The sequence below is a fragment of the Dietzia sp. DQ11-71 genome (assembly GCF_014144995.1).
Classification (GTDB): Bacteria; Actinomycetota; Actinomycetes; order Mycobacteriales; family Mycobacteriaceae; genus Dietzia; species Dietzia kunjamensis.
This window is the reverse complement of record NZ_JAALDT010000091.1, coordinates 1-6,082: the sequence shown is the minus strand read 5'-3', so window position 1 is coordinate 6,082 and position 6,082 is coordinate 1. Positions and strand designations below refer to the sequence as shown.

Annotated in this window: 6 protein-coding genes; 3 read left to right on the top strand and 3 right to left on the bottom strand. The window is 68.4% G+C overall.

The genetic code is table 11. The features are described from left to right. From benC to benA, 3 genes are all read right to left on the bottom strand, one after another. Positions 1-1,180: benzoate 1,2-dioxygenase electron transfer component BenC (gene benC / locus G6023_RS03745; protein ID WP_182634125.1), on the bottom strand; the 1,180-nt coding region annotated here is incomplete at its 3' end. Positions 1,181-1,271: 91 nt separating this feature from the next. Continuing rightward, positions 1,272-1,781 (bottom strand): benzoate 1,2-dioxygenase small subunit, encoded by a 510-nt coding sequence (gene benB / locus G6023_RS03740; RefSeq protein WP_173674771.1) that lies wholly within the window; start codon positions 1,779-1,781, stop codon positions 1,272-1,274. Between the two features lie 52 nt (positions 1,782-1,833). Beyond that, positions 1,834-3,267: a benzoate 1,2-dioxygenase large subunit gene (gene benA / locus G6023_RS03735; protein WP_182634124.1), complete on the bottom strand. Its 1,434-nt coding sequence runs from the start codon at positions 3,265-3,267 to the stop codon at positions 1,834-1,836. A gap of 329 nt (positions 3,268-3,596) precedes the next feature. On the opposite strand from benA, the gene catA reads away from it, so the two are divergent. The 3 genes from catA (at position 3,597) to catC (ending at position 6,006) form a co-directional block, all read left to right on the top strand. After that, positions 3,597-4,463: a catechol 1,2-dioxygenase gene (gene catA / locus G6023_RS03730; protein ID WP_182634123.1), complete on the top strand. Its 867-nt coding sequence runs from the start codon at positions 3,597-3,599 to the stop codon at positions 4,461-4,463. Between the two features lie 103 nt (positions 4,464-4,566). Beyond that, the gene (locus tag G6023_RS03725; RefSeq protein ID WP_182634122.1) at positions 4,567-5,688 is read left to right on the top strand and encodes a muconate/chloromuconate family cycloisomerase; all 1,122 of its coding nucleotides are present in this window, start codon (positions 4,567-4,569) and stop codon (positions 5,686-5,688) included. 36 nt (positions 5,689-5,724) lie between these two features. Further along, positions 5,725-6,006 (top strand): muconolactone Delta-isomerase, encoded by a 282-nt coding sequence (catC, locus tag G6023_RS03720; protein WP_182634121.1) that lies wholly within the window; start codon positions 5,725-5,727, stop codon positions 6,004-6,006. Positions 6,007-6,082: the final 76 nt, after the last annotated feature.

Genomic DNA, 6,082 nt, shown 5'->3' with positions numbered 1-6,082 from the left:
GCCGCGAGATGATCCGGGCCGGCCCGTGTGGTGCGGCCGGGGCCGTGGTGGCCGCGGCGGGTGCCGCGGGCTCCGTCTCCGGGGTGGAGGGGGAGGTGTCGACGACGAGGGCGGCCTCCTCCGTCGGCTCCGCCGATTCCGCGGCGGGCTCGGCGGACTGGTCGGGCACCGCGGTCGCGGGAGTGAACTTCTCGTAGTAGAAGTGCGTCACCTGCAGGCCCTCGTCGTCGAGGAATCCGCGCACCGCCTCGACCATCGGGGGAGGCCCGCACAGGTAGATGTCGGTCGTCCCGTCATGCAGGTGCTCCGGGCGGATCAGCCCCGTGACGTACCCGCTGTTCGGGTGGGTCGTGGCCGGGTCGGCGACGACCAGGTCCCAGGTCATGCCCGGGATCCGGGTGGTGAACTCGTCCAGCAGGTCCGTGTAGACCACGTCGGTGTCGAACGAGGTGCCGTAGATGAGGTGGACCGGCCGGTCGGTGGTGCCGGCGGTGGCGAGGGTCTCCAGGATCGACAGCACGGGCGCCAGGCCGGTACCGCCCGCCAGCAGCAGCAGTGGACGGGTGGACTCGCGGAGGAAGAAGCTGCCCATCGGGCCGGTCAGCTCGAGGCGGTCGCCCACGGCGCAGCGCTGGGCCAGGTACTCCGACATCGCGCCGCCGGAGGCGTACTTGATGAGGAACGACAGGTGCCGCGAGTCCGCTCCGGTGGAGAACGAGTACGACCGCGTCTGGTCGGTACCCGGAACCGAGATGTTGACGTACTGGCCAGGCAGGAACGCCAGGGCGTCGCGGTCGTCCAACTCGACCGACAGTGCGAACGCGCCCTCGGCCAGGCGCTCGACGGCCGTGACCGTCGCCGGGTGCGCCGCGGCGGCCGTCTTGGCCACGTCGGAGGTGGTGGGGATCTGCACGACCAGGTCGGATCGCGGGACCATCTGGCAGGGCAGGCAGTATCCGGCCGCGGCCTCGTCCTCGGTGAGGGCGTCGTCGATGTAGTCGCCGCCGTCGAACTCACCGGACTCGCACAGGGACTTGCACGTCCCGCACGCTCCGTCGCGGCAGTCGAGGGGGATGTTGATCCGGGCCTTGTACGAGGCGTCGGCGACGGTCTCCATCGGACCGCAGTTGACGAAGCGCGTCACGCCGTCCTCGAAGGCCAGGGCCACTGAATAGCTCATGGGGTCTCACTCCAGGTCGCTGGCGATGTCGGCCGCGCACGCGACCGGGTGGGTGCCGGCGCCCTGGGCGGGCGCCGGCGTGGGTGTGGGATCACACCATGTAGACGTCCACGATGTGGTGGATGTAGTCGTTCTTCAGGACCACCTTCTTGTAGGTGATCAGCGGGGACTCACCGGTGACGTCGAGGGTGTAGAAGGACGTGCCGAAGTACTGGTCGGTGGTGTTGTACCGGAAGTACGACGACAGCCAGTTGAAGCGGATGTCGACCTCTCCGGGTCGGCGGTCGAGCACCTCGATGTTGCTGATGAGGTGGTTCGTCCGCGGTTCCGGCAGTGACGTCGAGGAGGAGCGCTCGGTCCGGATGCGGAACACCCGGTCCTCGATACCGGCCCGGTTCGGGTAGAAGATCAACGAGATCTCCGAGTACGGGTCGGTCGTGAGCTCACCGTCGTCGTCCCAGGCGGGCATCCAGTACATCGCGTCCTCGCGGTAGCACTCGATCCACTGCTCGAACTGGCGGTCGTCGAGCAGTCGTGCCTCGCGGAACAGGAAGGCGGAGATCTCGTCGACGGAGATCGACGCCACGGCGGGTGCGGTCATGGTCAGGCCTTTCGTGGGGCGGGGGTGGGGCGTGCGGTCGACCCGGGCCGGGTCAGGCGTCGGCCGGGACGGTCGTGCGCTCCCGGGCCCGACGCTCGTCGTCCTCGCGGGCCTGAGCCTCGGCGGCATCACGGGCGGCGGTCTCGGCCTCGAGCGCGCGCTGCATGGTCTCGAGCCAGTAGGCGTGCTGGATCGGGTACAGCCCCTCGTCCTCGGTCTTGGCCCCGGAGGACAGCACGTTCTCCATGCCCAGACCGCGGGCGGTCTCGTCCGGGCCGGTGATCTGGTGGGTGCTGCCGCGGGTCATGTCGTTCCACGGCGCGACGTCCGCCAGGTAGGTCTTCTGGCAGGACCGGAACTCCTCGAGGTCGTCCGGGGTCGCCATCCCGGTGGCGTTGAAGAAGTCCTCGTACTGGCGGATCCGGGCCGCGCGGTTCTCGGCGCTCTCACCCTTGGGGGCGATGCAGTAGATCGTCACCTCGGTCTTGTCCACCGAGACGGGCTTGAAGTGGCGGATCTGACTCGAGAACTGGTCCATCAGGTACACGTTCGGGTACAGGCACAGGTTGCGGGAGGCTCCCACCATGAACTCGGCCTTCTTGGTGCCGATCTGGTCGGCGAGCTCCTGGCGGCGGTCCCACAGCGGCCGGTCCTCGGGGTTGCCCCACCACATCCACAGGAGCAGGTGGCCGTGCTCGAACGACCAGTAGCCGCCGCCCTGCTTGCCCCAGGTGCCGGCGTCCATCGCCTTGGTCTCGTTCTTGGACTCACCCGACGAGCGGCGCGCGGTGGTCGCCGCGTAGTTCCAGTGGGTGGCCGACACGTGGTAACCGTCGGCCCCGTTCTCGGCCTGGAGCTTCCAGTTGCCGTCGAAGGTGTAGGTGGACGAGCCGCGCAGGACCTCCAGTCCCTCGGGGGACTGGTCGACCAGCATGTCGATGATGGTGCGACTGTCACCGAGGTGCTCCTCCAGCGGGAGCACGTCCGGGTTGAGGCTGCCGAACAGGAACCCGCGGTAGCTCTCGAAGCGTGCCACGCGACGCAGGTCGTGCGAGCCGTCGGTGTTGAACTGCTCGGGGTACCCGGCGTCCCGCGGGTCCTTGACCTTCAGCAGCTCCCCGGAGTTGGAGAACGTCCAGCCGTGGAACGGGCAGGTCAGGGTGGTGCGGTTGTCGGTCTTGCGCCGGCAGAGCATAGCGCCGCGGTGGGAGCAGGCGTTGATGAGGCAGTTGAGCTGCCCGTCCTTGCCGCGGGTGATCACGACGGGCTGGCGGCCGATGTCGGTGGTGAAGTAGTCGCCGACCTCCGGGATTTGGCTCTCGTGCGCCAGGTAGACCCAGTTGCCCTCGAAGATGTGCTTCATCTCGAGTTCGAAGATCTCCTCGTCCGTGAAGATGCGACGGTTGGCGCGGATGATGCCGTCCGCGGGCCGGTCCTCGAGTGCGGTCTCGAGGGTGGCCTGGACGTGGTCGAGTCGATCTGACATCGAGGGCTCCTAGCGTGGGTCGGTTCCTACCGCGACGTTGCGGCCTGCTGCCGGTGTTCCTCCACGGTGCCCTACTGTGTCTTCGATCACACTAGGGTTCTTCCTAGTCATACCTAGGTGCGCCGCGTTCGCAATGCGAACACTTTGCACGCCTCAGGCGCGAGACCTGCGCTATTGCCTGAAAAGTGTTCGCTTCGCGCACGAGATGTCTTCTACATATGTTGTGGACGGTGATTGACGACACATCGAATGCGGCGCACAGTAGGGACATCGACCGGGCCCCACCGGTCCGATCCGACCCCCACCCCGACCCCACCAGAGGGAGCGTCATGACCAGCACCGCAGTGCCCACCGCCGCCGGCTCCGGCTCCGCCGCGACGGACAAGTTCAAGGGCAGCCGCTTCACGTCCGACACGAGCACCGAGCGTGCGGCCGCCATCTACAAGGACGTGCTCACCAAGCTGTCCGAGGTGATCTTCGAGCACGAGGTCACCTACGACGAGTACCGCGTCCTCAAGCAGTGGCTCATCGAGGTCGGCGAGGGTGGCGAATGGCCGCTCTGGCTGGACGTGTTCCTGGAGCACTTCATCGAGGACTCCAACAGCCGCATCTTCAACGGGACCAAGGGTTCCATCGAGGGCCCCTACTACGTGCCGAACGCCCCGGACCTCGGTGCCAAGGGCGTCATGCCGATGCGCGAGGACGAGAAGGGCACGCAGTTCGTGTTCAAGGGCCAGGTCCGCGACCTGGACGGCACGGGCATCGAGGGCGCGTCCGTCGAGCTGTGGCACGCCGACGCCGACGGCTACTACTCGCAGTTCGACGACGGCATGGGTATCCCGGAGTGGAACCTGCGCGGCACCTTCACCACGGACGCCGAGGGCAACTTCCACATCACCACGGTCCAGCCGGCCCCGTACCAGATCCCGCACGACGGACCGACCGGTGAGTTCATCGCCAGTTACGGTGGCCACCCGTGGCGTCCGGCGCACCTGCACCTGAAGGTCACCGCCCCGGGCAAGCGCCTCATCACCACCCAGCTGTACTTCCAGGGTGGAAAGTGGGTCGAGGACGACGTGGCCGGGGCCGTCAAGCCCGAGCTGATCCTGGACCCGAAGCCCAACGCCGACGGGATCGACGAGGTCGTCTACGACTTCGTCCTGGACCCCGTCTCCGACAAGCGTTTCGTGGCCTGACCGGCGACGACCTCGTCTGCAATCCCCGCCCGCCCCGGCCGCCACGAGCGGCCGGGGCGTCGGCGGTCGATCCGGCCGGACCACCAACACGAAGGGCTCGACGATGTCTGACCTGACCATCCGTTCCGTGGAGACACGGATCCTCGACGTGCCGCTCATCAGGCCGCACAAGTTCGCCACCACCACCGCCACCGCCCAGTCGATCCTGCTCGTGGCGGTCACCACCGAGTCCGGGGTCGTGGGCTACGGCGAAGGCGTCACACCGGGCGGCCCCTGGTGGGGAGGCGAGTCCGCCGAGACCATGCAGGTCCTGGTGGAGAAGTACCTGGCCCCCGTGGCCGTCGGTCGGCGGGTCGACGAGATCCCCGCCGTCCTCGAGGCGATGGAGGGCGTGGTGGCCCGCGGCCGTTTCGCCAAGGCCTCCCTCGAGATCGCCATGTTCGACGCGTGGGCCCGGTCGCTGGACGTACCCGTGCGCTCGCTGCTCGGCGGAGCGGTCCGCGACTCGATCGAGTGCACGTGGGCCCTGGGCGCGATGCCGCTCGAGGAGATGGTCGAGGAGATCGACGAGCTCCTCGCCGCGGACCGTCACCGCACGTTCAAGCTGAAGATGGGCGCCCTGGACCCGGCCGAGGACGTCGCCCGCATCGCGGCGCTGGCCGAGCGCCTCGACGGGCGGGCGGGCCTTCGGGTGGACATCAACGCACGCTGGGACCGGTTCACCGCGAACGTCCACCTCCCGGCGCTCGTCGAGGCCGGCATCGAGCTGATCGAGCAGCCGACCCCCACCGAGCAGATCGAGGTGCTGGCCGAGCTCAACCGTTCGCTGCCGGTGCAGTTCATGGCCGACGAGTCGGTCCAGTCCCCGCACGACGCCCTCGAGGTGGCACGTCGGGACGCGGCCGGGGTGATCGCGGTGAAGACCACCAAGCTCGGTGGACTGACCCGGGGCAAGGAGGTCGTGGCGATCGCCCGCGCGGCCGGGATCGCCTGCCACGCCGCCACGTCGCTCGAGGGGCCGATCGGGACCGTCGCCTCACTGCATCTCGCGTGCGCCGAGCCCGGCTTCAACTACGGCTCGGAGCTCTTCGGGCCGCTGCTGCTCGCCGAGACCTACGTCACCACCCCGATCTGCTACGAGGCCGGCCGGGTCCACCTGCCGCCCGGACCCGGGCTGGGCGTCGAACTCGACCACGACGCCGTCGACAAGTTCACCCGCCGCTGATCGCGGCACAACCACCCTCAGAAAGAGAGTCAGACGATGGCACTGTTCCACGTCCGCATGGACGTCACCATCCCCAATGACCTGGACCCCGAGGTCCGCGCCGACACCCTGGCCCGTGAGAAGGCCTACAGCCAGGAGCTGCAGCGCTCCGGCACGTGGCGGGAGCTGTGGCGCATCGTGGGCCGGTACTCGAACATCAGCATCTTCGATGTCGAGTCCGGCGACGAACTGCACGAGATCCTCCAGGGGCTGCCGCTGTTCCCGTACATGGACATCGAGGTCATGGCCCTGACGCGGCACCCGTCGCGAATCGAGTGATCCCGCCGGGCTGACCGCCCGGGAACTCCCGTCCCGCGAAAGACGACGAGGCCGCCCGCCCCGAAAGGGGCGGGCG

Excerpts from the sequence above, each read along its gene's own strand:
- catC (WP_182634121.1), top strand. The coding sequence starts at position 5,725 with ATGGCACTGTTCCACGTCCGCATGGACGTCACCATCCCCAATGACCTG.
- benA (WP_182634124.1), bottom strand. The coding sequence starts at position 3,267 with ATGTCAGATCGACTCGACCACGTCCAGGCCACCCTCGAGACCGCACTC.
- catA (WP_182634123.1), top strand. The coding sequence starts at position 3,597 with ATGACCAGCACCGCAGTGCCCACCGCCGCCGGCTCCGGCTCCGCCGCG.
- G6023_RS03725 (WP_182634122.1), top strand. The coding sequence starts at position 4,567 with ATGTCTGACCTGACCATCCGTTCCGTGGAGACACGGATCCTCGACGTG.
- benB (WP_173674771.1), bottom strand. The coding sequence starts at position 1,781 with ATGACCGCACCCGCCGTGGCGTCGATCTCCGTCGACGAGATCTCCGCC.